Annotated in this window: 27 protein-coding genes; 22 read left to right on the forward strand and 5 right to left on the reverse strand. The window is 46.0% G+C overall.

The window, feature by feature from the left end; genetic code table 11:
* Positions 1–24 precede the first annotated feature (24 nt).
* The 11 genes from holA to NDA06_RS13375 all read left to right on the forward strand — a co-directional run bounded on the left by holA (position 25) and on the right by NDA06_RS13375 (position 11,909).
* Positions 25–1,044: a DNA polymerase III subunit delta gene (gene holA / locus NDA06_RS13325; RefSeq protein WP_190986283.1), complete on the forward strand. Its 1,020-nt coding sequence runs from the start codon at positions 25–27 to the stop codon at positions 1,042–1,044.
* Between the two features lie 339 nt (positions 1,045–1,383).
* Positions 1,384–1,863 carry a DUF4168 domain-containing protein gene (locus tag NDA06_RS13330; RefSeq protein WP_190410210.1) on the forward strand — a complete coding sequence of 160 codons (480 nt, stop codon included), beginning with the start codon at positions 1,384–1,386 and terminating at the stop codon, positions 1,861–1,863.
* A 98-nt stretch (positions 1,864–1,961) separates the two neighbouring features.
* The gene (gene ureE / locus NDA06_RS13335; RefSeq protein WP_190410211.1) at positions 1,962–2,405 is read left to right on the forward strand and encodes an urease accessory protein UreE; all 444 of its coding nucleotides are present in this window, start codon (positions 1,962–1,964) and stop codon (positions 2,403–2,405) included.
* Positions 2,406–2,551: 146 nt separating this feature from the next.
* Entirely contained in the window at positions 2,552–3,253 is a 702-nt protein-coding gene (locus tag NDA06_RS13340) for an urease accessory protein UreF (protein ID WP_190535981.1), read from the forward strand.
* 92 nt (positions 3,254–3,345) lie between these two features.
* On the forward strand, positions 3,346–3,963 hold the full coding sequence (ureG, locus tag NDA06_RS13345; protein ID WP_190524213.1) for an urease accessory protein UreG: 618 nt from the start codon (positions 3,346–3,348) through the stop codon (positions 3,961–3,963).
* 141 nt (positions 3,964–4,104) lie between these two features.
* Positions 4,105–5,442, forward strand: coding sequence for an urea ABC transporter substrate-binding protein (gene urtA / locus NDA06_RS13350; protein ID WP_190986282.1), 1,338 nt, complete (start codon positions 4,105–4,107; stop codon positions 5,440–5,442).
* A 295-nt stretch (positions 5,443–5,737) separates the two neighbouring features.
* On the forward strand, positions 5,738–6,898 hold the full coding sequence (gene urtB, locus NDA06_RS13355) for an urea ABC transporter permease subunit UrtB (protein WP_190986281.1): 1,161 nt from the start codon (positions 5,738–5,740) through the stop codon (positions 6,896–6,898).
* 63 nt (positions 6,899–6,961) lie between these two features.
* Complete coding sequence (gene urtC, locus NDA06_RS13360; RefSeq protein ID WP_348251747.1) at positions 6,962–8,092, forward strand: urea ABC transporter permease subunit UrtC; 1,131 nt, start codon at positions 6,962–6,964, stop codon at positions 8,090–8,092.
* Positions 8,067–8,846, forward strand: a complete 780-nt coding sequence (gene urtD, locus NDA06_RS13365) for an urea ABC transporter ATP-binding protein UrtD (protein WP_190410217.1) — start codon at positions 8,067–8,069, stop codon at positions 8,844–8,846. The genes urtC and urtD overlap by 26 nt, the downstream gene beginning before the upstream one ends.
* A 62-nt stretch (positions 8,847–8,908) precedes the next feature.
* On the forward strand, positions 8,909–9,610 hold the full coding sequence (gene urtE, locus NDA06_RS13370; RefSeq protein WP_190688519.1) for an urea ABC transporter ATP-binding subunit UrtE: 702 nt from the start codon (positions 8,909–8,911) through the stop codon (positions 9,608–9,610).
* A gap of 178 nt (positions 9,611–9,788) precedes the next feature.
* Positions 9,789–11,909, forward strand: coding sequence for an ATP-binding protein (locus NDA06_RS13375; protein WP_190985853.1), 2,121 nt, complete (start codon positions 9,789–9,791; stop codon positions 11,907–11,909).
* A 123-nt stretch (positions 11,910–12,032) separates the two neighbouring features.
* On the opposite strand, the gene NDA06_RS13380 is transcribed toward NDA06_RS13375, so the two are convergent.
* Positions 12,033–12,854 carry a hypothetical protein gene (locus NDA06_RS13380; RefSeq protein WP_190985854.1) on the reverse strand — a complete coding sequence of 274 codons (822 nt, stop codon included), beginning with the start codon at positions 12,852–12,854 and terminating at the stop codon, positions 12,033–12,035.
* A 112-nt stretch (positions 12,855–12,966) separates the two neighbouring features.
* Between NDA06_RS13380 and NDA06_RS13385 the strand changes: the two genes are divergently transcribed.
* From NDA06_RS13385 to ureC, 7 genes are all read left to right on the forward strand, one after another.
* Positions 12,967–13,854 (forward strand): urease accessory protein UreD, encoded by an 888-nt coding sequence (locus NDA06_RS13385; protein ID WP_190440233.1) that lies wholly within the window; start codon positions 12,967–12,969, stop codon positions 13,852–13,854.
* 49 nt (positions 13,855–13,903) lie between these two features.
* Positions 13,904–14,206 (forward strand): urease subunit gamma, encoded by a 303-nt coding sequence (ureA, locus tag NDA06_RS13390; protein WP_190440229.1) that lies wholly within the window; start codon positions 13,904–13,906, stop codon positions 14,204–14,206.
* Positions 14,207–14,233: 27 nt separating this feature from the next.
* Entirely contained in the window at positions 14,234–14,791 is a 558-nt protein-coding gene (locus NDA06_RS13395) for a DJ-1/PfpI family protein (protein WP_190985855.1), read from the forward strand.
* A 137-nt stretch (positions 14,792–14,928) separates the two neighbouring features.
* On the forward strand, positions 14,929–15,234 hold the full coding sequence (locus NDA06_RS13400; RefSeq protein ID WP_190985856.1) for an urease subunit beta: 306 nt from the start codon (positions 14,929–14,931) through the stop codon (positions 15,232–15,234).
* A gap of 20 nt (positions 15,235–15,254) precedes the next feature.
* Positions 15,255–15,713, forward strand: a complete 459-nt coding sequence (locus NDA06_RS13405; RefSeq protein ID WP_190985857.1) for a cupin domain-containing protein — start codon at positions 15,255–15,257, stop codon at positions 15,711–15,713.
* Between the two features lie 18 nt (positions 15,714–15,731).
* Positions 15,732–16,268, forward strand: a complete 537-nt coding sequence (locus NDA06_RS13410; protein WP_190985858.1) for a DUF1349 domain-containing protein — start codon at positions 15,732–15,734, stop codon at positions 16,266–16,268.
* Between the two features lie 88 nt (positions 16,269–16,356).
* Positions 16,357–18,081 carry an urease subunit alpha gene (gene ureC, locus NDA06_RS13415; RefSeq protein ID WP_190985859.1) on the forward strand — a complete coding sequence of 575 codons (1,725 nt, stop codon included), beginning with the start codon at positions 16,357–16,359 and terminating at the stop codon, positions 18,079–18,081.
* A gap of 59 nt (positions 18,082–18,140) precedes the next feature.
* Here ureC and NDA06_RS13420 read toward each other — a convergent pair whose 3' ends face one another.
* Positions 18,141–18,575 carry a hypothetical protein gene (locus NDA06_RS13420; RefSeq protein ID WP_190426776.1) on the reverse strand — a complete coding sequence of 145 codons (435 nt, stop codon included), beginning with the start codon at positions 18,573–18,575 and terminating at the stop codon, positions 18,141–18,143.
* 608 nt (positions 18,576–19,183) lie between these two features.
* Between NDA06_RS13420 and NDA06_RS13425 the strand changes: the two genes are divergently transcribed.
* Positions 19,184–20,323, forward strand: coding sequence for a hybrid sensor histidine kinase/response regulator (locus NDA06_RS13425; protein WP_190985860.1), 1,140 nt, complete (start codon positions 19,184–19,186; stop codon positions 20,321–20,323).
* A 78-nt stretch (positions 20,324–20,401) separates the two neighbouring features.
* Positions 20,402–21,778: an aldehyde dehydrogenase gene (locus tag NDA06_RS13430; protein ID WP_190985861.1), complete on the forward strand. Its 1,377-nt coding sequence runs from the start codon at positions 20,402–20,404 to the stop codon at positions 21,776–21,778.
* 112 nt (positions 21,779–21,890) lie between these two features.
* Here the strand turns inward: NDA06_RS13430 and NDA06_RS13435 are convergent, their stop codons facing one another.
* The 3 genes from NDA06_RS13435 to NDA06_RS13445 form a co-directional block, all read right to left on the reverse strand.
* A complete protein-coding gene (locus NDA06_RS13435) occupies positions 21,891–22,484 on the reverse strand; it encodes a sulfite oxidase-like oxidoreductase (RefSeq protein WP_190440199.1) in 594 nt (197 codons plus the stop codon).
* Between the two features lie 124 nt (positions 22,485–22,608).
* On the reverse strand, positions 22,609–22,782 hold the full coding sequence (rpmF, locus tag NDA06_RS13440; protein WP_190410231.1) for a 50S ribosomal protein L32: 174 nt from the start codon (positions 22,780–22,782) through the stop codon (positions 22,609–22,611).
* Positions 22,783–22,947: 165 nt separating this feature from the next.
* Complete coding sequence (locus NDA06_RS13445; protein WP_190985862.1) at positions 22,948–23,880, reverse strand: hypothetical protein; 933 nt, start codon at positions 23,878–23,880, stop codon at positions 22,948–22,950.
* Positions 23,881–24,050: 170 nt separating this feature from the next.
* On the opposite strand from NDA06_RS13445, the gene NDA06_RS13450 reads away from it, so the two are divergent.
* Together NDA06_RS13450 and NDA06_RS13455 are read left to right on the forward strand one after the other, a co-directional pair.
* The gene (locus NDA06_RS13450; protein ID WP_190985863.1) at positions 24,051–24,599 is read left to right on the forward strand and encodes a DUF2808 domain-containing protein; all 549 of its coding nucleotides are present in this window, start codon (positions 24,051–24,053) and stop codon (positions 24,597–24,599) included.
* A gap of 166 nt (positions 24,600–24,765) precedes the next feature.
* A partial coding sequence (locus NDA06_RS13455) for a DUF1565 domain-containing protein (RefSeq protein WP_348251746.1) occupies positions 24,766–25,757 on the forward strand: 992 nt, incomplete at its 3' end.

A 25,757-nucleotide genomic window follows, 5' to 3' on the forward strand; every position in this document is an offset into this window, starting at 1 on the left:
CTCGTACTTTTCAGAGATGCTTTAATGCCAATTTACCTCTACTGGGGTGAGGATGATTTTGCCCTGGAAAAAGCTGTTGACTCCCTGCGCGATCGCATTCTCGACCCCCAATGGGCTAACTTTAACTATGACAAAATTTCTCAAGCGCTACCCGATGCGGTCATCACTGCTTTAAACCAAGCAATGACACCACCCTTTGGCAGCGCCTACCGTTTGGTATGGTTGGTTGATACTACTATATGCCTGCACTGTTCGGAAGATCTGCTGGCTGAACTGGAGCGTACGATACCGGCGATTCCTGAGTCTTCAGTATTTTTGCTGACGACTCGCTCTAAACCCGATGGGCGTCTCCGGTCTACAAAGCTGCTGCAAAACCATGCTGATATTCGAGAATTTTCGCTCATCCCGCCCTGGAAAACTGAAGAACTGCTAAAAAAGGTGCGTCAGGTTGCCCAGCAAGTCGGTGTAAAACTAACCCCCGCAGCTGCCGAACTGTTAGCCCAATCTGTGGGAAATGATACCAGACAACTTTGGAACGAACTGGAAAAGTTGCAGGTTTACGCCGGTATCCCGAAGCCTCTTCCCACCGCTTCTGACCAAGCAGGCGTATCCCAAGACGCGATCGCCCTTGAAGTCGTTGCTGCCCTAGTAACCTCTAACACCCAAAACAGCTTGCAGCTCGCATCGGCGATCGCCAAGGGGAATACCGCCCACGCCTGTTCGCTGGTTGCCGACTTAATCGGTCATAACGAACCCGCTTTGCGGATTGTCGCTACCCTCATCGGTCAATTTCGTACCTGGTTGTGGGTGAAACTGATGGTAGAGAGCGGTGAGCGAGATGAACGAGCGATCGCCACTGCGGCAGAAATCGGCAACCCCAAACGAATTTACTTTCTGCGCCAAGAAGTCAAAGACTTCTCTGTGCGTCACCTCACCTTAACCTTACCCTTACTCCTGGAATTGGAAGTCGCCCTCAAGCGAGGAGCGGACCCCATTTCAACGTTACAAATGAAAGTTATCGAACTGTGTCAATTGTATCAATGAAGGCATAAACACGTAGGAAGACTTCTTTCCTCCCTACCTCTACACCTAGAGGTAGGGAGGAAAGCGCTACCTATACCACCCAATCGTTACAGCTTTGGTAACGCCCCGCTTTTTATGCGAAAGTATGGTAAAATCCACACACTCTTAATATCCGTAGTTAGTTGTAGATTACTACTCGATCCCTACTCCGTAGGGAGAAGGCTTCTGTTTTCTGAGGTACCAACACGAGATGTAAATCTACGAATGCCCATCCCTAGCTGGAACTTCTCACCCTTAAAACAGTTCAGAAAAAGTAATCCGTGTGTGTTTTGATTTTCTATTTTTTGGTCGCACTAGATCATGATGACTTTATACAGTTCACGTCGCTCTCTGAATCGAGTCTTATCTCAATGCCTGAGTGTTGGTACTCTCGCTGCTCTAAGTCTGTTGTTAGGTTTTGCACCCGGTCTATCCGAGCGCTCTCATAGCCTTGACTTTAGTTCTCAGGCATACGCTCAATCACCCTTCAGCTCTAAGGACTTAAGCAACTTCGCCAGGGCTGTTTTGGCGATGGAACCGGGTCGCCAAGCTGCCTATAACGAGATCAAAAGAATCGTGGGCAGTCCTCCAAATATTGCTTGCAGCCAGCCGAATAGCCTGCGATCGCTTCCAGGAAATGCACAGGCCATTGCCATCAATTACTGCAAACAGTCTCAAAAGATTGTTGAGAGCAACGGTTTGTCCATTGGATTATTTAATCAAATTACGGTGGAGGCGCAAAAAAATTCGGAGGTAGCAGCACAGATAAAAAATGAAATGATCCGTCTGCAAGCTCAGTAAAAAATAAACTTTTGCTGACCCTGCTTGACTCGGATTTTGATGTCATCTGTGCTGATGTTAGTAGCATCACCATAACTTGCTGACTAAAGATTCCAGTGATGCTAACGATAACGCAACGCTTTCCCGCCAATTTGGATGCATCGGTCAACTTTACTCTTTTTCTGACTGCCGAGGAGCGCACGCGCAGCCGCTATCGCTTTGAAACTGCTGAGGGACAAGCTTTGTATCTGCGCTTACCCAGAGGAACCGTGTTGCGCGATCGCGATCTCCTTCAATCTGAAATCGGTGATATCGTCGTGAGAATCGTGGCTAAACCGGAACCCGTTCTCACTGCGACTGCCCAGAAACCCCTCGATTTGCTGCGGGCGGCTTATCATCTAGGCAATCGCCATGTACCGATAGAAATCGCTGCCACTCATTTGCGGTTGTCTCCCGACCCAGTTTTAAAGTCAATGCTGGAACATCTGGGGATGGAGGTACGAGAGGAAATCTCGCCTTTTTATCCAGAAATGGGTGCCTATGGACACCATCATCACGCTTAGTTAATCGGGTAATCGGTAATGGGGGAGTTTTAAGTTTTGAGTTTTGATTTGTAGAAACGCGATAATCGCGTCTGAGTTTTAACGAGAACCGATACAAAACTCTAGGCTTCATCCTAAAACTCTTCCCCACTCCCTACGTACCAACAATGACCAACGAGCAATTACCGATTCCCCATTCTCCAGTTAACCTGCTGTGTCTTATGCAACTGGTGAGTCCCGCGTTGCCGGTAGGTGCTTATAGCTATTCCGAAGGGCTGGAAACCCTCGTCGATGCTGGTGTAATTGAGAACCTGCAACATCTGGGACACTGGCTCAAGCAGGAACTGGGTTATGGAGCAATTCGGTTGGAAGCGGCGGTGATGATTCGGGGATATCGGGGGGCAATTGCTGGGGATTTGGAGGCTTTAAGTTATTGGAATGTCTGGTTATCTGCTGCTAAGGAAACACAGGAGTTGCAAGCACAAAGTTGGCAGATGGGGCGATCGCTAATCCGATTGCTTTTGGAATTACAGCCGCAGGTTCGGTCAATGGTGGATGCAATTGGGAGTCCTTGTAATTATGCGATCGCTTTCGGCATTGCCACCGCCCATTGGCAAATCGACGCTGCATCTGCCCTCTTGGGCTACTTACACAGCTGGGCAACCAATTTGATCGCAGCCGGGGTCAAATTGATTCCCCTCGGACAAACGGCTGGGCAACAGCTACTTCTAGAACTACAACCTACCCTGATTCAGGCTGCCAAGGAAATTTTAGGGTTAGAAGATGACGCCCTGAGTAGTTGCGGCTGGGGATTAGCATTGGCGAGTATCGCTCACGAAACACAGTACACGCGCTTATTTCGGAGTTAAACAAAGACAAACCGCTTGTGAAAGCTGTCAATAGCGAATGATTAATTGCCTTGCTACGATGAGCAATTAGCCATTCGCTTTCAGAAAATTTTATGAATGCTTTTCGGGTTGGAGTAGCTGGCCCAGTGGGTTCGGGAAAAACTGCCTTGGTTGAAGCCTTATGTAAGGCGATGCGGCAAAAATATCAAATTGCTGTAGTCACGAATGATATTTATACCCAGGAAGATGCCCAGTTTTTAGTGCGGAGTCACGCCTTGGAGAGCGATCGCATCCTGGGTGTCGAAACTGGCGGCTGTCCCCATACCGCCATCCGCGAAGACGCTTCCATGAACATCGCCGCCATTGAACAGATGGAACAGCAATTTCCCGATTTAGACTTAGTGTTTTTAGAAAGTGGCGGCGATAACTTAGCGGCTACCTTCAGCCCAGAACTTGTAGACTTGACAATTTATGTCATTGATGTTGCAGCCGGTGACAAAATTCCGCGCAAAGGTGGTCCCGGAATTACTAAATCCGATCTTTTAGCAATCAACAAAATTGATCTTGCTCCTCAAGTCGGAGCAGATTTAGGGGTCATGGAACGCGATGCGCGGAGGATGCGTGGAGAAAAACCCTTTATCTTTACGAATTTGAAGACTCAGCAAGGATTAACCGCTGTGGTGGACTTTATCCGCCTAAATCTGGGCGAAATTTCAAAAACAGCAAGCTGAGCTTTCTTAGATAAAGATACAAAAATTCGATTCTTTGTATCTTTGATAACAATTTTTTCCCAGAACATCGCTCTAATATCACTGCTTAACTGTGTATGTTCTCTACCATTAGGCTGATTCAGCCAGGAGTACGGTGACGGTATGGCAAGGCGATTAGGGCGACGTAAATTTCTTCTATACGGTTCTGCTACTCTGGGAACCAGTATTCTTCTCAAAGCTTGTAGCAGCACTCCCCCCTCTTCCACCTCTGAGACTGCCAGCCCAACAGCAGCGTCTCCCTCTCCCAGTGCGACAACCGTTGCGGCTGCCGGTGGAGGCAACACCATCAAAGTGGGGATTCTGCACTCTCGCAGCGGCACGATGGCGATTAGCGAAAACAGCGTTGTAGATGCCGAACTGTTGGCAATTGAGGAGATCAATAAAGCCGGTGGCGTCCTCGGCAAGCAAATTCAAGCAATTGAGGAAGATGGTCAATCTGACTGGCCTACTTTTGCAGAAAAGGCGAGAAAGCTAATCGATCAGGATAAAGTTGTCACCGTTTTCGGCTGCTGGACTTCCGCCAGCCGCAAAGCAGTGCTGCCAGTATTTGAAGAAAAAGGTCATATGCTCTGGTATCCCGTGCAATACGAGGGTCAAGAGTGTTCCAAAAATATTTTCTATACGGGTGCTGCTCCCAACCAACAAATTGAGCCAGCAGTCGATTGGCTATTGCAGAATAAGGGTAAAAAATTCTTCCTAGTTGGCTCAGATTACGTTTTTCCGCGTACCGCGAATACGATTATTAAAGAGCAGTTAAAGGCAAAAGGCGGCGAAACCGTCGGGGAAGATTACTTACCCCTAGGCAATACAGAAGTTACGCCCATCATCACTAAAATTAAAGCTGCTCTGCCTGATGGAGGGGTCATTTTTAATACCCTGAATGGGGATAGTAATGTGGCTTTCTTCAAGCAGATGCAAGGTGCAGGGTTGGGACCAGATAAATATCCCGTAATGTCTGTCAGTATTGCCGAAGAAGAAGTCAAAGCAATTGGCACAGAATATCTCAAGGGTCAATATGCTGCATGGAATTACTTCCAAACGGTGGATACCCCAACAAATAAAAAATTTGTCGAAGCTTTTAAGGCAAAATACGGTCAAGATCGGGTAACGAACGACCCGATGGAAGCAGCTTACATTGCCGTTTATCTTTGGAAGCAAGCTGTCGAGAAAGCAAAAACCGCTGACGATTTAGAGGCAGTGCGAAAGGCTGCGGTTGGTCAGAAGTTTGAGGCTCCAGAAGGCACTGTAACGATGGAAAGTAACCATCACATTTCTAAGTTTGTACGGCTAGGTGAAGTCGCAGATGATGGTCTCTTTAAGATTGTCTATGAGACGAAATCAGCAGTGAAGCCAGTTCCTTGGAACCAATTCGTTGCTGCAACTAAGGGTTTGGGATGCGACTGGTCAGATTCCAAAAAAGGTGGTCAGTACAAAATTTAAGCGGTTAAAAATTAGTCCTTAGTTATTAGTCGTCAATCTTGAGAAGATTGGTTGGGTTTCGTTACCTGATGGTGTTGGCTAATTAAGAACCTAACCCCCCATCCCCCTTCCCTCATAGGGAAGGGGGAGTCTGGAAGCCTCTACCCTTGTATGGAAGAGTTTGGGGTGGGGAGAGGTCAAAAATTAATGCCAACAGCATCCGTTACCTCAACCTAACCTAGGGGATTTGAAAGCTAATAACTAATGACTCACGATCCATGACTAATGACCCATGATTAATGGCTGAGGAAGCGGTGTGATAGCAGGATTGCTGGATGGGATTTTTAATGGAATTAGCATCGGCGCGGTTTTGTTAATTTCAGCGTTGGGACTAGCCATTGTCTTTGGACTCATGGGCGTCATTAACTTAGCTCATGGTGAGTTGATGATGCTAGGAGCCTACACAACGTTTGTTGTACAAAATGGCTTCAAAATATTGGGTAAGCCTTGGTCTGAAACCTATATTGTTTTTGCGCTAATTTTGGCTTTCCTGGTGACAGCAGGTGTGGGATTAGTTTTGGAACGGGGGGTAATTCGTTATCTTTACGGACGCCCTCTAGAAACCCTGTTAGCAACTTGGGGCGTTAGTCTGATTTTGCAGCAGTTCGCTCGCAGTGTTAGCTGGGTGTTAGTCATTGGCATTGGAATATTTTGCCTTTTGTTTTTTGGCGCTTTTTGGATTCTGTCCCGCCGCCCAGATTTTGAGCGTATTCGTAACTGGGTAATTGCAATCATGTTGCCGATATCTTTAGGCGTTGCGAGTGCCACAAGTGCAGTTTTGGGACAAACTTATAAACTGGCTGTCACCAAGCCTTGGTTTGGCGCTCAAAATGTGGACGTAACGGCACCGAGCTGGTTACGAGGAGGGCTGCGGCTGGGCACATTGCAGATGCCTTATACGCGGCTATTTATTATTGCGCTAACCATTGTTTGTGTAGCCGGAATTTATGTATTTTTGCAACGGTCTCCGTGGGGATTAAGAATTCGCTCAGTCATGCAGAATCGCAGTATGAGTGCTTGTTTAGGAATTCCGACTGCTAAAGTTGATGCCATTACATTTGCTTTGGGTTCTGGATTGGCTGGAATTGCCGGTTGTGCGATTAGTTTGCTGGGTTCTGTGGGACCCAATACAGGCCAGAACTACATCGTCGATACATTTATGGTGGTTGTTGTCGGTGGCGTCGGTAAGCTGGTGGGCAGTATTGTGGCAGCGATGGGAATTGGCACGATTAACTACTTAATCAGTTCTAAAGTCTTAGTGCCGATGGTGGCACCGATAAAGCCTTTAGTGGATTTCTTTGAGTTTTTCGGCACAACCAGTATGGCGAAGGTGATGGTATTCGCCTTAATTATTGCGTTCCTTCAGGTGCGGCCAGGAGGGATTTTTCCACAGAAGGGACGTAGCGTTGATGCTTAAACAAAGACAATCGAGTAGAGGCTCAAGGCGATGATTTTGGATGCGGTTCTTGAAGTTAAGGGCATGAAGCAGCAACGCAGACGAGCGGTGCTGATGGAAGTGGGGGTGACGATTGCGATCGCTTTGCTGCTCATTTTCGTAATGCCAGCAGTTCTCACAGGCTTTCGTCTCAACTTGCTAGCGCGATTCTTGGCATTAGCGATCGCTGCCCTCGGCATTGATTTAATTTGGGGCTACACGGGTATGCTCAGTTTGGGGCATGGTGTATTTTTTGCACTTGGTGGCTATGCCTTGGCAATGCACTTGCAATTAGCTCCTCTCAAGAACGGTTTACCAGAATTTATGAGCCTCTTCGGCATAACAGAATTGCCTTGGTTCTGGCAGCCGTTTTATTCGTTTGGTTTTGCCGCCGCAGCCGTTGTGATAATTCCGGCTGTATTAGCCGCAATATTGGGTTATTTAGTATTTCGCAACCGGATTCGGGGCGTTTACTTCTCAATTTTGACTCAAGCAGCGACGATTGTATTTTTTAATTTCTTTAACGGGCAACAGGGATTTTTTAACGGCACCAATGGTTTAACCAATTTCAAAACATTATTAGGCGCAACAGTCAGTAATAGTCAGACGCAATTTGTTTTCTACGCGCTAACAGTCTTATTTTTAGCAGGTGCTTATGCTTTGTGCCGATGGCTGACAAGCGATCGCTTTGGACGAGTTCTGGTTGCGATTCGGGATGATGAGAGCCGGATGCGCTTTTCTGGCTATAATCCCACTGGATTTAAAGTTGTGGTGTTTGCGATTTCCGCCGCTTTGGCTGGAATTGGGGGTGCTTTATTCACCCTTCAATCGGGTTTGATTTCACCAAAAGCAATGGATATTGCTTTTTCTATTGAAATGGTAATTTGGGTAGCAGTGGGAGGTCGTGCTAGCTTAATCGGAGCTATATTCGGAGCGCTATTAGTCAACTTTGCCAAAAGTCTTTTGAGCGAGCAATTTCCGGGTATTTGGGTATTTTTCCAGGGAGCATTATTCCTAATTGTGGTAACAGTTCTTCCCGATGGTGTAGTCGGCTGGCTGCGCTATCAAGGTTTCCAGCACCTGCTGACTCTTCTAGGGCGAAAGCAGGTAGCAACCTATCCCAGCCTTGAAGAAGACCCAGAGGTACAGCATGAACGCGAAAATATTAGAAACTGAGAATTTAACAGTTAATTTCGATGGTTTTAAAGCACTGAACCATCTGAATTTCAGCATGGATGTCGGAGAATTACGGGTCGTAATTGGTCCAAACGGTGCCGGGAAAACAACCTTTTTGGATGTCATTACCGGCAAAGTACAACCGACTGAGGGACGGGTATTATTTAAGGGGAGAAACGTGAAAGCACTCTCCGAACATCAAATTGCCCGTCTGGGAATTGGTCGTAAATTTCAAACCCCCCGCATTTACCTCAACCTGACGCCCCGCGAAAACCTAGAACTTAGCTGCAATCGTAATAAAAATGTCTTAGCAACACTGTTTGGGCGTCCTGCTACTGGCGAACGTAGTAAAGTAATGAGTTTGCTCGAAACGATTGGTTTAAGTGCAAAAGCAGATATCCGCGCTGGTTTACTTTCTCACGGGGAGAAACAACGCTTAGAAATTGGAATGTTAGTTGCTCAGTCGCCCGATTTATTGTTGGTGGATGAACCCGTTGCAGGGCTAACTGATGAAGAAACTGACAATATTGGGGAACTACTGATCGCTTTAGCTCACAGTCATTCTATTTTGGTCATTGAACATGACATGGAATTTGTGCGCCAAATTGCTCGTAAAGTAACTGTGTTGCATGAAGGCTCGGTGTTGTGTGAAGGCACGATTGAGGAAGTACAAAATGACCCCCGCGTTATAGAAGTTTATTTAGGAGAGCAGTTAGATCCTCAGGGAGAACCGCTTAAAGAAATTGAGGAGTAAAAAGAAGCGCTAAATTAAGCAATTAAAAAACGATCGCGTCTTATTCAACCAAGCACAATAAAATGCTAAAAATTTCTAATTTAAATGTCTATTACGGTGAAAGCCATATCCTCCGCAATGTAGATTTGAGCGTCCCCTTAGGGCAAATGGTGTGTCTAATTGGACGTAATGGTGTTGGCAAAACCACTCTACTCAAAACAATTATGGGGCTACTTAAACCCCGTAGCGGCACGATTACTTTTGCTGATGAGATAATAATAGACAAATCTCCAGATCGACGGGCGCGGCTAGGAATTGGTTATGTTCCTCAAGGACGGGAAATTATTCCGCGCTTGACGGTGAAAGAAAATTTGTTGCTAGGTTTGGAGGCGCGACGTGAGGGCAGAAGTGGTAAGGAAGAAATCCCAGAAGAAATATTTTCCCTCTTTCCTGTTTTAAAAACAATGCTGTCTCGGATGGGCGGCGATTTAAGCGGAGGACAACAACAGCAACTCGCGATCGCTCGCGCTTTGATGGGGAAGCCGCAGTTACTTGTACTGGATGAACCCACAGAAGGCATTCAACCCTCGATTATTTTAGAAATAGAAGCAGCAGTGCGCCGCATTATTGAATCTACCGGCATTTCTGTTTTATTGGTCGAGCAACACTTGCATTTTGTCCGACAAGCAGATCGGTACTACGCGATGCAAAAAGGCGGTATCGTCGCGTCTGGCTCGACTAGCGAACTCAGTCAGGATGTAATTCAACGGTTTCTGGCTGTCTGATGCAGATCGCTAACAATCTTTGCGAGGAACCCGTAGAACTTACAGTTCTCAAGATAGGCGCTTTTACGCCTCCGAAAATAGAGCGGTCAGTTTACTCTCACAGCCGCTAAACTGTGGAGAGCCTTGTGACAGATTATCTGTCTGGAGGACGAAACACCGCATCTATATTAACTCAGAGATGTTCAAGCGGCTGCAACAGCTTCAACCCAAGCTGCTAATTTTTACCTTTGGGGCATCTTTGCTACCCGTGATGTTCCTGAGTGCTGTAGCGTGGCGGTTTGTGCAGCAGCCGCTCATCGACTTAGAAAAGACTCGGCTCGACGATCAAGTTTTAGCCTTTCGGGGATACACTGCGGCTACTGAGAAAGGATTGCAAAATTTATCCTCTAGCTATGCAATCTGGACAGATTTATACAACGCAATTGGGAAGCGAGATGAGGCTTGGATAAAAAAGGAAGTCTCCGAGCAACTTGTTCTTTCTACCGATGTCGATCATGTGAAAGTGGTGGATCGTAGGGGAGAGATTTTGGGAGAGCGGGGTGACGCTTTGCGAATTCCGAATGTAGCTGAGCGGATAACAGATGCGATCGCTACCAACAAGCCAACGACGATGTTGATTGATAGCGGCTTGCCTCAGATATTGCTCTTTTCAACAGCGCCTGTTTACAACAGCGATGGTACGGGGAAGTCACCCGGAACTTTGATTTTAGGGCAAAATTTAGATGAAACTTGGTTGCGTAACTTTCTTAATTTCTCTCAACCTACCACTAAACTGCAAGTTATTTCTCTAGATGGCAAATCAATCATTTCTAGCAATGCCAAATCCAGCATTGAGCCTTGGGAACAAGCAAATTTAAAGTCGCAGGTGTTACGCAAGATTCAAAAAGGTAAAACAGTTTATCGGATCGAACCAAAATCTGGTTTGAATACGATATATGCTCCGATTACTTCCCGCAATCAGCCTATTGCCATTGCCAAAATTCAAATTGTCTCAAAGTATTTTAATCAAGCTTCCATCAACCTAAACCGTGTGATTTGGCTAGGACTGGGATTGGCTACCTTGTTATCGATTGCGATCGCACATTTGCTAGCCAAACAAATCGGCAACCCGATTATCCAGCTCTCCGAACGCAGTAAAACCTTAGCCGCAGGCGATTTGACTACCCCCATTCCCGGTATCGGCGCGGGTGGTGAAATCGGTCAACTTGCTCATGCTTATCAAGAAATGGCTCAGGCGCTAAAAGCCCTCATCGAAAACCTAGAGCAACGAGTTGCAAAGCGTACTGAGGAACTAGAACAGGCGCGTCAGACTCTTGAAGAACGGGTGCAACAGCGTACTGAAGAGCTTTCGCAAAAAAACCAGCAATTACAGCAAGCCCACGACCAACTACAGCAACTGAATACTGAATTAACTACCAACGCTCAACAGCTAAGTCAAGCATTACGCAATTTGGGAAGGGCGCAGGCGCAACTCATTCAAACTGAAAAAATGTCTAGTTTGGGTCAACTTGTTGCTGGCATTGCCCACGAAATTAACAATCCGATTAATTTTATTTATGGTAATCTTCCCCATATCAGTGACTACACAAAAAATCTACTGAACCTCGTAAAACGCTATCAAAAAAGTTATCCTGATGCTGAAATACAGCAATATATTGAGGACATCGATCTCGATTTTTTGACGGGCGATCTACCTAAAATTATTACTTCAATGAGGGCTGGCAGCGATCGTATTCGTCAAATTATTCTATTACTGCGAAACTTTTCCCGACTCGATGAAGCTGAAAGGAAGCGCGTCAACATTCATGAAGGAATTGATAGCAGTTTGCTAATTGTGCAGCATCGCTTGCAATCAGGCGGAGACTGGAAGGCGGAGGGAAATCCAGAGATTCAGGTAGTTAAGCAGTACGGCGTTCTGCCACCCGTTGAATGCTATCCGGCGCAGCTTAACCAGGTATTTATGAATATTTTCAGCAATGCAATTGATGCTCTGGAAACTTTCAAAGATCAACCCGAAAAACGGATTTACATTAAAACTGAATTTAGTGCAGCTAAGCAAATAATTATCAAAATTAAAGATAATGGTTTCGGGATTCCAACAGCGATTAAATCAAAAATATTTGACCCTTTCTTTACAACCAAACCTGTCGGAAAAGGCATAGGTTTAGGACTAACTGTATGTTATCAAATACTAGAACATCATCAAGGACGTATTGCTATTATCTCCGAACCGGGGCAGGGAACAGAAGTTATCATTGAATTACCCATTAAATTAAACAATCCAATTGGTAATCCCTAAAAGGTGCTGATTGCCTTTTTCTAAGCAATCAACAAGCTAGTAAGTTTTAATTTATCGGATTTTTTGCACTTGATAAGTAATACTTACAAATTAGAGAATTACTATTTTATTTGCTATTTAAAATTAATTTTTATTTCTAGGATCTCCAAAGAGATAGTAACCAGTAACTTTTTTAAAAGCCTCGGAAGTTTTATCACCAAGGCAACCATCTACACTTAAATAAATTCCTGAAAATTGATTTAAAAACTGTTGCAGTTCTTTGCCGTTATCAATCTTAGAATCTGGTGAATAATATACCAAAGGTTGCTTTTCGCCAGGTTGGATATCTACATCTTTTTCTCCAACCTCACTGGTTTCTGGATTATCCCAAGTAATTGTTCCTCGATCGATCATTCGGCGGAGAAGTACGGCGGCACCGTATTGCTGCGATACGGCTGTATTTGACCAGGTGCCATCGTCAACGTATTTTCCTTTAGTATAGTGGTTTGAAGCACTCCACAAATAAGGTGAAAGAACATCAGAATGGTAGAGGCGATAACCCCAACCGTTGTAGCCTTCTAACTTAAAAAGAATGTTTGGAAGGCTCCAATCTTTCCATTGGTCAAATTTATCAAAAGTTAAAGCATCAATAGCACTTTCTTCCCATGTAAAAGGAGGATTCCCACTAGACGGGCGATCTTTTGGTTCGCGTATAGTTTTTCTTGTCAGCGGATCTCCATTATGCAGGTGAGTGTTGAAATTTAAGGAAGATTCCATGTTGTGAATAATGGCTATCACATACCAGGGAATCGCCAGTCTTTTCCCTACCGCATCATACCTAGCCCGATTTGTATCAATGGTATCTAAAATATTATCTACTTGCTCAATTTTATTTTTAGTGATTTTGCAGTTATCAAAGAGTTGCTGGTATTCGTTTTTTAAGCTTTCAAAGCTGATAGCCGCCATAAGAATCTCCAGTATAAAGACTTAAGAATATTCGGTTGAATCGAGTTTAATGGTATTTTTGTTTAAGATGATTTTCCGGAGTAAAAAATTAACAATTTATACACCAAATTTAATGAAAGACCTCGATCCGGCAGTAGCAAATCCCTCATCCTCTGGATGGCACGGCATTCTTAACTTGGAGTTTTCTAAAACCCAAAGCAAAACCCAGGTGATTAGCGATCGCGTAAAAGCACCGCTGAAGGTACAGCGCCCATTTTATCCAGAAGGGTCGGAGATTTGTCATAGTGTAATTTTGCATACAGCGGGGGGTGTTGTGGGGGGCGATCGCTTATCGCTTAATTTCCACCTCCAACCCAACGCCCAAGCCTTAATCACTACCGCTGCCGCCGGTAAGGTTTATCGCAGCAATGGATTGCCAGCGAGTCAAACGATTGAAATCGAGGTGAACGCGGGTGCTACTTTGGAGTGGCTACCGCAGGAAACAATTATTTTTGACGGTGCGATGTATCGACAAGACTTGCGGGTAGAATTAGCTCCAGAAGCAAGTTGGCTGGGTTGGGAAATTACACGCTTTGGACGCAGTGCCAGAGGGGAGAGATTCTTACACGGAGAGTGGCGATCGCATACTGAAATCTGGCAGCAAGGACGCCCTCTGTGGATTGACAGGCAATGGTTACCCGGCGGGACAGAAATCCTCGACAGTCCTCACGGTTTAGCTGGGCAATCCGTTGTAGCGAGTTTAGTCTGGATTGGGCAAGCGGTGTCACCAGAGATTGTAGAAAAAGCACGAAATCTAGGGAATCATTCACCCTTTTTTAAGAAAGGGACAGGAGAAAATCTTCACCAAGCAGGCATTACTCGTCTTCCGGCTGGGCTATTGTGTCGATATCGTGGTTCTTCTACTTCCCAGGTGCGAAACTGGTTTATAGATATTTGGAATTTGCTGCGATTGCACTTTTTAGAACGCCCTGCTTGTCCACCGAGAGTTTGGCAAATTTGAGCGAATCGTAGAAGGCGTAGAGAACACGAAAGAATGTAAGAGGTTATCAATGCAACTGACGCCACAGGAAAAAGATAAGCTGTTGATTTTTACAGCGGCACTATTAGCGGAACGCCGGAAGGGAAGAGGTTTAAAGCTGAATTACCCAGAAGCGATCGCTTATATTTCTGCTGCTATTCTGGAAGGCGCTAGAGATGGACGCACCGTTGCCGATTTAATGAGTTATGGGACAACCCTACTGTCACGGGAAGAAGTAATGGAAGGTGTGCCAGAGATGGTGCATGAAGTGCAGGTAGAAGCTACATTTCCCGATGGTACAAAGTTGGTTACAGTTCACAACCCAATTCGTTAGATAATCTCGTAGATTGAAGGATTGTTTATGAAGGTTGCATTTATCGTTTACACCGGAATGACCGCCTTAGATTTTATTGGAGTTTACGATCCAGTTACTCGTCTCAAGACAATGAATTTTATATCCGATTTAGAATGGGATATTTGTGCCCATTCTCAAGAAGTCAGCGATAACGCTGGACTTCGTTTTACTCCGATCAAAGTAGGTGAATCTCTCCAACCCTACGACATGATTATCGTACCCGGTGGAATTGGCACCCGAAACTTAGTTGACAATCCTGAGTTAATGACATGGCTGAAAACCTCAGCAACTTGCAAGTTCAAAGTTTCTGTGTGTACGGGTTCTTTACTACTCGGTGCAGCGGGATTTTTACAAGGAAAAACAGCAACAAGCCATCCCAATGCTTTCCAAGACCTTCAAAAATATTGTAAGTCTGTCGTCAACAAAAGAGTTTTTGACGAAGGTGACGTAATTACCGCCAGAGGAGTTACTTCGGCAATTGATTTAGGTTTATATCTTTGTGAAAAGTTCGCCGGATACGAGATTAAAGAGAAAATCCGTCAGCAAATGGATTATCAGACATAATCTTACAAAAATAAGGTAACTATGAGCAATTTACGGAGCGAATTATACTCAGCTTTTTACGACACCGATCCGGTTCCTATGGTTGAATTTATACAGTAGTTAGCCGTTTTTATAAAAAACTAAAAGAGGAAGTTGAAATGGTTCCTGGAGAAATGCTTGTACAAGCAGGGGAAATAGAACTGAATGCGGGTCGCCCTAGTATAAAACTACAAGTAGCAAATACAGGCGATCGCCCGATTCAAGTTGGTTCTCATTTCCACTTCTATGAGGTGAACGAATCTTTAGATTTTGATAGAGAACAAGCAAAGGGAATGCGCCTGAATATTCCAGCAGGCACGGCGGTACGCTTTGAACCTGGAGATGAAAAAGAAGTAGAATTAGTGCCATTTGTTGGTAGCCGTCAAGTATATGGCTTCAATGGCAAGATAAATGGTTCGCTATAGCGATCAATGAGGATAATTAAATGACTTTACCGATACAAGAAATTGTACTAGCGCCTGGAGAAGGCAGGCACCTTACTATTGGTAACAGCGAAGCTACATTTAAAGCAGTTGGTGCCGATACTCACGGAAACTTAGGGCTGTTTGAGTTTAGCCTAGAACTAGATGGAACGGGGGCGCAACCACATATCCATCGTCAGATGGAGGAGATGTTTTATGTCCTAGAAGGCGAAGTGGAAATCCTCGTTGGGGATAAAACAGTAAAAGGACAACCAGGGGGATTTGTGCTTGTCCCTCGCGGTACACCTCACGGATTCGCTAACCGCAGCACAAAGCCAGCAAAGCTGTTAATAATGTTTTGTCCGGGAGGGGAACGCGAAAAGTATTTTGAGGGGCTGGCTGAACTGATGAAAGACGGACAAAAACCCGATCGGAAAGCTTTGCTTGAGTTAATGCGGAGATTCGACCAAGAACCAGTATAAATTTAGAAAAGAATGGCGATGGAATGGTATAACGAACCGCCGATTTGGAACGTCCAAGGCAATACAATTACTATCACTTCCGCTGGAAAAACTGATTTTTGGCGAGAGACTCACTACGGCTTCATTCGAGATAACGGTCACTTTTTTCATCAGCAAGCGAACAAAGACTTCATGGTTGAGGTGAAAGTTAGCGGTGAGTATCGAGATTTGTACGATCAAGCCGGATTGATGCTGCGCTTAGATGAGGCGAATTGGTTAAAATGTGGCATTGAATTTGTCGAGGGTGTACAACAAGTCAGCGCTGTGGTAACAAGAGATTACTCAGATTGGTCTGTTGTCCCGCTGCCAGATAACCCGGCTTCACTTTGGATGCGCGTACATCGACGCGGCACCGCTGTAGAGGTGCAATACTCTCTGGATGGCACTCAGTACACAATGCTTCGCCTTGGCTATCTCACCCCGGCTGAGACGGTGAATGTGGGGGTGATGTGCGCTTCTCCAGAGGGAAATGGCTTCTCAATGAAATTTGAGGGATTCAAAATTAATCGCTTGTAGCCCAAAAAACGCCAAGAATAACCCAAAACTCTGCGTACCTTTGCGCTAACCTTTGCGTTAAAAATATACCACTCTAGAGGAGTCAAGGATGAGTTACAGAATGGATCGCCGCGCTTACGCCGAAACCTATGGCCCGACAGTCGGCGATCGCGTTCGTCTTGCTGACACCGAATTATTCATCGAAGTCGAACAAGACTTCACGACCTACGGCGATGAAGTGAAATTCGGTGGCGGCAAAGTCATCCGGGATGGTATGGGACAATCCCCCATTTCTAATGCCGACGGTGCCGTCGATCTGGTGATTACCAACGCCTTAATCCTCGACTGGTGGGGGATTGTCAAAGCCGATATTGGCATTAAAGATGGCAATATTTTCAAAATTGGGAAAGCGGGAAATCCCTATATTCAAGACAACGTAGAGATTATTATTGGCCCTGGAACCGAGGTCGTTGCTGGGGAAGGAATGATCCTCACCGCGGGCGGGATTGACAGCCACATTCACTTTATTTGTCCGCAACAGATTGAAGTCGCGATCGCATCCGGCATCACCACCATGATCGGCGGTGGTACTGGCCCCGCTACGGGTACAAATGCGACCACTTGCACTCCTGGCCCGTGGAATATGTACCGGATGCTGCAAGCCGCTGACGCCTTCCCGGTAAATCTAGGCTTCTTGGGGAAAGGGAATAGCAGCCAACCCCAAGGACTAATCGAACAAGTCTTAGCCGGGGCGATAGGTTTAAAACTGCACGAAGACTGGGGCACCACACCCGCGACGATTGATACTTGCTTGAACGTTGCGGATAATTATGATGTGCAGGTAGCCATTCATACCGATACCTTGAACGAAGCCGGTTTTGTAGAAACCACCATCGCCGCCTTTAAGAATCGCGTTATTCACACTTACCACACCGAGGGAGCCGGTGGAGGTCACGCGCCGGACATTATCAAAGTATGCGGCGAAGCGAACGTCCTGCCCTCTTCCACTAACCCGACGCGCCCTTATACCGTCAATACCCTAGACGAACACCTGGATATGCTAATGGTGTGTCATCACCTCGACCCCAGCATTCCCGAAGATGTCGCCTTTGCCGAGTCCCGGATTCGCCGGGAAACCATTGCCGCTGAAGATATCCTGCACGATTTGGGTGCATTCAGCATGATTTCCTCTGATTCTCAGGCGATGGGGCGGGTAGGCGAGGTAATCATTCGCACCTGGCAAACGGCACACAAAATGAAAGTGCAGCGGGGAAACCTCTCTCCATTGCTGGCAGGAGAGGGGCAAGAAAGAGCAGATAATTTCAGGGCAAAGCGCTACGTTGCAAAATATACAATCAATCCAGCCATTACCCACGGGATTTCGCAGTATGTTGGTTCCGTAGAAGCGGGGAAATTGGCGGATTTGTGCCTCTGGCGTCCGGCATTTTTTGGCGTCAAGCCAGAGATAGTCATCAAAGGGGGTGCGATCGCTTACGCTCAAATGGGCGATGCCAACGCTAGTATCCCCACACCGCAACCCGTGCATATGCGCCCAATGTTCGGCAGTTTTGGAGGCGCGATCGCTGCCACTTCTCTAACTTTTATTTCCCAAGCGGCACTCGAACAAGAGATTCCCAACCAGCTTAAGCTACAAAAGCCAGCCGTTGCCGTCAGCGGTACGCGGCAGCTCAGTAAGCGAGACATGAAATTAAACGATGCCCTGCCTCACATGGAAGTAAATCCGGAAACCTACGAAGTGCGAGCCGATGGGGAATTGCTGACTTGCGAACCGGCAACCGTTCTCCCATTAGCACAACGCTACTTTTTATTCTGATTAAATTGGTAGTAGAGAAGCGATTAACTTGCTAGAGATGCAACTAATCGCTTCTCTACTTATCTATTTTTCAAAACTAATACCCCTTCCGGATTCACCTCGTATTGTGCCCCCACATAACCAGTGCGGTCATACAGAATTTGGTGAATGTGTTGGTCTAGTTTTGCTTCATCAGAAATTTGAGGTCGATAATATTCTTTGATTTGCTCCTCGATGCCCATCACCTCAAGACGGTCGTGAAGTGCTGCGGGTTCTCCTGCTAAATAAGCATTTCGTGCCGCATCATCGCTCAAGAAGCTCATCAAGATTGGCAACGGAACCCCGCCAATCGTCATCCTGCCACTGCTCAGCAGTAGCACCCCTAGAAAGATAGATAAAAGTATAGAAAAGTAGATGCCCGCGATCAGTTTTACAGGAACTTTAGGCGAAGGACGATAATCAGGGCGTTGTTGTTTGCGAATGGTTCGACTAGATTCAGGTGCTAAGCGACCCATACTTTCCAACTTTGAATCTGCTCTTCATTGATGACTGAAATTGGGGGGGTCGGTCAATCTATCCGGAGGCGTAAAAATTTAAACAGAGGGGAAACAACGCAGTCAACATAGAACGCAGACCGCCAAGTAGCGGAGAGTTTAAAGCGATCGCTTCCACGTCCATCCTGTAGATAAAGCTGTCTCATTACCAACCACTCAAATTTCTATCTTGAGCGCGATCGCCCAAAAGACCTCTTTTACCTATCCATCCGCACGAGGAAATTGACTTCGCTACTGCCTATCTTTCCCGTTTTGCTTAATTTATAGATGTAAATAAACTAGATATCTGCGATTTTTTCTTTCCAGCAATGAGCAGCCAGATGTATCAGATGACAGAAAAGTATGACCGTCATCCTAAAGGTTTATAATTAATTTTCTGTTGCTAAGGTCATTGGGCTAGTCCAAACACTGGATAGAAGCCAAAGAAGCAAAGATTCGGTAAAGATCCCCAACAATCCTTCTGTAGAATGAGGCAAAATGATACCTTAGGCGTAAAGAATGTTACGTGATGCACGATTAATTTACAAAAATTAATTTCAATAAACTTGAGTTGTTAACCTATCGCTTCCATGAAGAATCATTCGAGTCTCAATCAACCTTCTAAAACTGACCGCATTCTCGTTGTGGATGATTCTCCCGATAACTTGTTTTTGGTTCAAACCATTTTAGAAGAAGAGGGATATGAAATTACCTTGGCGGAAAATGGTCGTTCTGCCTTAAACGAGATTGAACAATCTCCACCAGACTTGGTCTTGTTGGATGTGATGATGCCGGGGATGGATGGATATGAAGTCACGAGGCGAGTCCGTGATAATACTAAGTTGCCATTTATCCCGATTTTACTGATCACAGCCCACGATCACGCCAGCGTGGTAGAGGGATTAGATACCGGAGCAGATGATTTTATTCGCAAGCCAGTGCAAGTTGACGAATTGCTGGCGCGGGTGCGATCGCTTCTGCGGCTGAAGCATAGTGTGGACGAACGCGATCAAATTGCCCGTCAGCGAGAAGATTTCGTTTCCTGGCTCACCCACGACTTGCGGACGCCGATCGTCGCCGCAGAGCGGATGCTGGCTTTATTTAGGCAAGGAGCCTTAGGAGAACTCTCGCCAGGAATGCAAGAAGCGATCGCTACAATGGATCGCAGCAACCGCAACTTGCTGGCGATGGTGAATACTTTATTAGAAGTCTATCGCTATGAAGCCGGTCGTAAAACCCTGAGCTTCTCACCAATTGACCTGCGGAAACTACTTCAGGAAGTAGTTCAAGAACTTTCTCCCTTGGCAGAGGAAAAGAACCTCACCCTGAAGCTGGATTTAGGGGACAGCGCCGACAATCATCCGCTTGATTTCAAAGTAGTCGGCGATCGCATGGAAATCCATCGGGTTTTAACGAACTTAATCGGAAATGCTATCAAATTTACAGATAACGGTTCAGTTGCTGTCCATGCGTCGGTAGGCTCCCATACAAGTAACTCCGCTAATCCTGCCATTGTTATTGACGTTAACGACACAGGCCCTGGTATCACCCTAGAAGACCAGAAAGTTTTATTTGAGCGATTTCGCCAAGGGAACCACAAGCGTTCTGGCAGCGGTTTAGGGCTGCATCTATCGCGTAGAATTGTGGAAGCTCATCAAGGTGAAATAGAGGTCAAATCCGAGTTGGGTAAAGGTAGTTTATTTAGAGTTCGCTTGCCTGCTCAAATATGAAATTTTACTGTTGGATTTTAAATTTTGGATTTCAAAGGGTATAGAGTCTAAAATTTAAAATCCAACATTGGAGAAAAAATGCTAGTACCACCAAAAGTTAGTAACATCGTATTTCAGCAACGAAAGTTTTTTGCAACTGGAAAAACTAAAGACATATCGTTTAGAATTCACCATTTAAAGCTTTTAAAAAGAGCATTATTAGAGAATGAAGCCGCTATTTTTAAGGCTCTGCAAATCGACCTGAACAAGTCAGTGTTTGAAGCTGCTTTATCAGAAATAGGAGTTTGCTTAGAGGAAATTAATTATGCTTTAAAAAATATTAATATCTGGACAAAGCCTAAAAAGATAAAGGCACCGATTACCCAATTTTTAGGCTCAGCTCAGCTTTATTCTGAACCGTTGGGCGTAGTTCTTATTGTCGGAGCTTGGAACTATCCCTTGCAGCTACTAATTTCGCCTCTCGTGGGTGCGATCGCAGCCGGTAACTGTGCGATTCTAAAACCGTCAGAACTCGCTACAAATACATCGCATCTATTAGCTGAGATTATCCCTAAATACTTTAATCCAGAAGTAGTGGCTGTTGTAGAAGGCGGTATCGAAACCAGCCAGCAGCTACTGGAAGAAAAGTTTGACTATATCTTTTTTACAGGCGGCAGCGAAGTTGGAAAAATTGTTATGGCGGCAGCAGCCAAACATCTGACGCCCGTTACCCTAGAATTGGGCGGCAAAAGTCCTTGTATTGTAGATGCCGATACTCATCTGGAATACACTGCCAAAAGGATTGTTTGGGGTAAATTCATGAATGCAGGTCAAACTTGTATTGCCCCAGATTATCTTTTAGTAGATAAAAGAATTAAAAGAGATTTGCTCGCACAAATCAAAAATTGTATTCACGATTTTTATGGGGATGAACCGGAAAAAAGCCCTGATTATGGCAGAATTATTAATCAAAAACACTTTAACCGTCTTTGTAAATATCTAGATGGGGATGTTTTGATTGGTGGAGAGACTAATCCATCTGAGCGATACATTGCTCCTACCGTCATCGATCGCGTGGGCTGGGAAGATCCAGTCATGCAAGAAGAAATCTTTGGTCCAATTCTGCCAGTCCTAGAATATACAGAGTTGAACGAAGCGATCGCGCTTGTCAACGCCAAGCCGAAACCCTTAGCCCTCTACTTCTTCTCGAAAGACAAACAAAAGCAACAAACCGTCTTGCAACAAACCTCTTCAGGGGGTGTTTGCATCAATGACACCGTTATGCAAGTTGGCGTCCTAGATTTACCCTTCGGTGGCGTTGGAGAGAGCGGCATCGGTCGTTATCACGGCAAGGCAAGTTTTGAGACATTCTCCCATCAAAAAAGCGTACTCAACAAATCTTTTCTCGTTGATGTGAAGTTGAGATACGCTCCCTATAAAGACAAGCTCAAGATCCTGAAGTGGCTAATGAAATAATTAGTAATGAGAAAAAAGTTTTAAATTGTAGAGGCGCGATTTATTGCGTCTGAGTTTTGAATTAAAGAATTCTTTTATAACTCAAAACTCAAAACTCTCTTTTCCTAGTCCCTTAATAGCTATATCGCTCTTCTGCCCACGGTTCTCCCCGCCGGTGGTAGCCATTGCGCTCCCAAAAACCCGATTCCTCTTGCGGGAGAAATTCTAAGCCGTTAATCCATTTGGCGCTTTTCCAGGCATAAAGGTGAGGGACAACTAGCCGCATCGGTCCGCCATGTTCCGCCGGTAGGGGTTCCCCAAATAGAGTGTGAGCAAAAAAGTTTTCTTCTCGCAGAAAGTCTTCTAAAGGAATATTCGTGGTGTAGTCGCCGTAGCAGTGTTCCATAACATGAACGGCTTTCGGGTCAACTTCCACCAGCTTCATAAAGTCTGTCACCTTAACGCCAGTCCACTGCACGTCGAGTTTAGACCAGCGGGTGACGCAATGGAAATCGGCAGTAAAGTTATGTTGGGGCAGAGCCATAAAATCTGCCAAGCTGAAAGTCTTTTCGGTTGCCAAACCCCAGACGCGAAATTGCCAGTTGTCAGTATCGATCTGCGGAGTGTTGCCGTAGGTCAGCACCGGGAAGCCTTTCGTCAGATATTGACCGGGAGGAACCCGTTCGCTCTGCTCCGATTCTGGTTTTTTGAAAAATTTTCCTAGCATGAGTCTAGTAGAGATGGCGTTTTGTGTACTCTAATTCTTAATATGCACTTATATCCAAAAAAATAGCGCCCAAAGGCGCTCGGAAATTCTAGGAGGCTGAGACGAAAAGCAACCTCTAGGATAATTATTCTTCTTCGGCTTCTTCTTCCTGGGTTGGATACACAAACTTAGAACGCCCAGTCAGAATCGATTTGCCCAAAGACAGAGCTTTCTGAGCTTGAATTGTCGCCTTGTGCTTCCAGGTGGCTTTGCGCTTATCGCGCTTGGATTTTGATGTTTTCTTCTTAGGAACCGCCATGATCGTAACTCCAGCAATCGTTTACAGCCTTCCTATTCTAAGAGATCCCTTGACCAGTTCAATCTAGTCGGGCGAATTTCTCGACTGTCTCACCCTTGTTCGTTCCCGATGAGGCACTGAGCAGAGAGGTGTGCGCGGTGGTTCACACGCTGATTTGGGCGGTTTTTATCGCCCCTGTCCGGTGGTTCCCGTTCCAGTGGTTGGCGTAGTGGGATTGGGAATGTTCTCTGTTGGATTGGGAATGTTTTCTGTTGGATTGGGAATCGTTTCCGTGGGATTTACATTACCGCCAGGAAATGCTGGTGAAGAGGGAATCGTTGGCGAGGTGGGAGCAGTTGGTGCATTTGGTGCAGTTGGGGCTGCGGTTCCGGGTGCCTGGTTCTGAGGAGTACCGGGGGCTGCGGGAGCGGCTGTTCCCGGTGTCTGGTTCTGAGGAGTCCCTGTAGGCGCTCCGGGCGCGACATCCCTAATGTTACCGGGCACTGCGGTTGGTGGGGGAGGTGTAGCAGGTGCCCCCTGTGCTGGTGCTGGGGGGGGTTCGGCAGTAGCGGGGACGGGCTGATTGGAAGGCGTCACGTCATCGACAAAACCGAGTAAAGACTTGGTATTGGGAAAGTAGGTTGCCCAGCGGGGGGTATCGGGGCGGCTTCTCCAGGCTCCACGAGTTACTTTTAAAGAAAGAATCGGTGCGATCGCTCCCTGATTTTGCCCCAGAATCATCACGGCAACATCAGTCACTAAGATGTCGCGATCGAAGCTGCGCTGCGCCGCCGCCCTAGCCACCACCTCGGCTCTGCGGACAAAACCTTCGTAAGTTTCTGCTGGCTGACGAACCAGGGCAACTTCAGAGCGAGCAGTGTAAGCTTGGGCAATCTGCGGTATAAAAGCAGCCGTTGCCAGCCAAGTTGCTCCCCCACAACCGAGCAATGTCACTAAACTAATGGGTGCAATTCGCTTGCGAGCAAAAGACTTCATCAAATTAGCAGTCCTCTGACTCCACCCTCTCCCTTGAAACTCGATTGCTGATAAAACCTTCAAACCATCAGAACCCGATTCGTGCATAGTTGCCACCCGGTTTTTGCCCCGCCCTAGAATCACCGATTTTCGCCTTCCTACTTTAAAGATAATGCCCAACAAAAATGTAGTTCATCTACATCATGGCTGAGAATTACCTCCCACTGTAGAGGGATTTTGCCATAGATAACGACAAAATTAAATTCAAAATAGTTCCGAGTAAATGAATCTTTTCTTGTCGTTGGTACTTAGCTATGCGTTCTTTTTTAGTTTTCAGCTCAACCCTAGCGGTAATAGCTAGCATTTGGGGAGTCTTAAGTCCTTCATCTAGGGCGATTCAGCTAGCAGATGGAACTGTTTCCTTTGAAAAACCGCCTCGCTTAATAGATGCTACGACTACCTTTGACCGGATTAATGTCTGGGGAGCTACCTATTATTTCACCGTCAGTCTGCCAGAAAATGCTGGTGAACCGCTTGGGCAAGTGACGATTACCCAAAACGAGGGATTAGAGATAATTCGATTTAAACTTAACGACAGCGAAGCATTTGTAGGGAAGCCTGAAAACAAAGGTGAGAAGTTAGGGCTGGGAAAAGTCATAAGAGATAGCCAGACAAACACCATTTCAGTCATGTTTGATCCTCCCGTACCTCCAGGTAAAACCGTTACGATTGGTCTCGATCCGGTACGTAACCCCTTTAGTAGCGGCGTATATCTGTTCCGAATCAAAGCTTTTCCAGCCGGAGAGAAAGCTTACGGTTTAGATTTGGGAGTAGGACGCCTGCACTTCTATTCGCCCTTTTAAAAGCTTGTCTTTCTCTTAACCATCATTGCCGAATTTTCCGGATAGGCTCTTATAGGGGATGTAGCCGTCTGAATTGCTTGCATAAAACAAGTAAATTTGCAAGCGATCGCTACTCTGGTTGCAGATTTTTGTTACCACACCCCAATTACTCTGTTTCAATATCACTATGGCTCAAACTTTTTTTATCAATCCAGCAACCGGAAATGATAGCGCTGCTGGCAGCCAGTCAGCGCCGTTTAAAACGATTACCAAAGCTCTCCAACAAGCGCAATCCGATACGACCATTCAACTGGCAGTGGGGAACTACAATGCAGCCAGCGGTGAAGTCTTTCCCCTCAAGGTGCCGGCTGGGGTCAAGGTTGTGGGGAATGAAGCCAATAAAGGCAGTGGCATCTTGATTGAAGGAAGTGGAACCTACAGTAGCCCCAACTCTTCTGGCGGTCAAAATGTGACGGTCACTTTAGCGAATAATGCTCAACTCCGGGGCGTAACTGCAACCAATCTGGCTACACGCGGAACTGCCGTCTGGCTTGAATCGAATGCCTCCACGGTTGCCAATTGCACCTTTACTAATAGCAAGCGCGAGGGAGTCTTTGTGACGGGTGATGGCAACCCGGTCATCACCAATAATGTATTTACTAAAAATCTGGGCAATGGCATCTCGCTAGCAGGAAATGCCAAAGGCGAAATTCGAGGCAATACTTGCCAAAATACGGGTTATGGCATGAGCATTGCGGATAGTGCCTCTCCATTGGTGGTAGATAACCAAATTTCAGGCAACCGATCTGGGATTGTCATCTCTGGAAATGCGCGTCCCAAGCTGCGGAATAATCTGAGCGAACGAAACTCTGATGATGGTGTGACAGTGATTGGAAATGCCTTACCGGATCTGGGCAGTGCCACCGAAGCAGGAAAAAATATCCTGCGCTACAACACTAAATTTGATTTACAAAATAGCAGCTCAAACCAACTGGTTGTGGCGGGAAATCAAATGAATCCCGACAAAGTAAAGGGAAGCGTAAACTTGCTCGACAATCAGCTTCCTCCTACTGATACGGCTGGCGGTGGCGGTGGCAGTGGCGGTGGTGGTGGCGGTGGTAGTGGCGGTGGCGGTGGCAGTAGCGGTGGTAGTGGCGGTGGTGGCGGTGGCTCTCCAGT

This window comes from Trichocoleus sp. ST-U1, assembly GCF_039961835.1.
Classification (GTDB): domain Bacteria; phylum Cyanobacteriota; class Cyanobacteriia; order Cyanobacteriales; family FACHB-T130; genus FACHB-T130.